This is a genomic window from Vibrio sp. Vb0349, from assembly GCF_033338975.1.
In genome coordinates, this window is record NZ_JAWOTS010000191.1 from 1 (window position 1) to 1,411 (window position 1,411).

At 45.7% G+C, this 1,411-nt stretch carries 2 protein-coding genes; both read right to left on the reverse strand.

Going from position 1 to position 1,411, the window contains the following annotated elements; all coding sequences use genetic code 11:
* Window positions 1–245: 245 nt before the first annotated feature.
* On the reverse strand, window positions 246–899 hold the full coding sequence (locus R7Q47_RS24450; protein WP_005483039.1) for a riboflavin synthase: 654 nt from the start codon (window positions 897–899) through the stop codon (window positions 246–248).
* A 12-nt stretch (window positions 900–911) separates the two neighbouring features.
* On the reverse strand, window positions 912–1,411 hold a 500-nt coding region (locus tag R7Q47_RS24455), incomplete at its 5' end, for a RibD family protein (protein ID WP_318089823.1).

Genomic DNA, 1,411 nt, shown 5'->3' on the forward strand with positions numbered 1-1,411 from the left:
CTTCATCATCCATTAGGATGACCATTTTGCCTGCGCGAATATCATCAATAATTTCTTGTGGCGTACTGATTGGCATATTCTGTTTCCCGTTATTCTAAAATTTACTTTCCGACAGCAATGCGTGAAATCTTATTGCAATGGTAATGACATCAACAGTTTGAGCCTTGCACAATGCAAGTCAATTGCCCTAACGATGTTCTGTGAATCCGGTCTGTTATGGCAATTATCGCAACGTGGCTGAGCGCTTACGCAAAGCCATTTTGTTGTAAGAAGTCCATGGTGATGCGAGATTCAGGCTGCTCTTCTTGCTGACCTTGCAGCAAGCGTTCCATATAACGCGCCAATACATCCACTTCTAAATTCACTTTGCGGCCCACTTGGAACTGGTCAATGGTGGTTTCTTCACTGGTGTGAGGCACAATCGTCAGTTTGAATGCGTTTTTACGTAAATCATTCACCGTTAAGCTGATACCATCAACGGTGATAGAGCCTTTTTCTGCCACGTACTTGCTGATCTCAGCAGGCATCGCGACCCAAAACTCTATCGCACGACCAACTTGATTGCGCTCCACAATTTCACCCACGCCGTCCACGTGTCCAGATACAATGTGTCCGCCAAAACGTGTCGTCGGCAGCATGGCTTTTTCTAAGTTAACCTTTTCGCCGACTTGGTAGTTTGCAAAACCGGTTTTTTTCAAGGTCTCGAGAGACAAATCCGCGCTGTAGTAATTGCTTCCAAAGTCAATCACCGTTAAGCACACACCATTAGTTGCGATGCTGTCGCCTAACTTTACGTCAGACATGTCTAACTTACCTACTTCTACCGTAACGGTAATGTCTTCGCCTTTTGGCGTAATCGCAGTTAATTTACCAACTGCTTCTACAATTCCTGTAAACATAGTGCTTCTTTTCTAAATTTCTTTACGTACAAGGGTGGCGGTAATACGGATATCTCTGCCCACCATTCGCACATCAGTAATATTTAAATCGATGACCTGCGCCATCTCCGTCAATCCCAGCGCGCCAATTAAACCACGTCCATCGCTTCCCATTAGTTTCGGAGCGAGATAGACAATCAACTCATCTACAAGGTTAGCTTTGATTAGAGAACTCGCGAGCGTCGCGCCAGCTTCCACCCATAAATGGTTGATATTATGCTGAGTCGCGACCGCTTTTAGGGTGGCAGCTAAATCAATTTTTCCGCTTTGATCGAGTTGTGGGCAAACATCGCCTTCGCTGCTGACAATAATTCGCTCACCTTCGGTACTGAACAGTTTAAGGTCATCACTCAGTTTCTGTTGACGGTCGAGTATTACCCTGGCTGGTTGGCGAACTTCCGTCAGCTCATAGTGCGCTTGAACACTCTGCGGCAAATCATCCCAACGAACGTTGAGAGAAGCGTTATCATCCA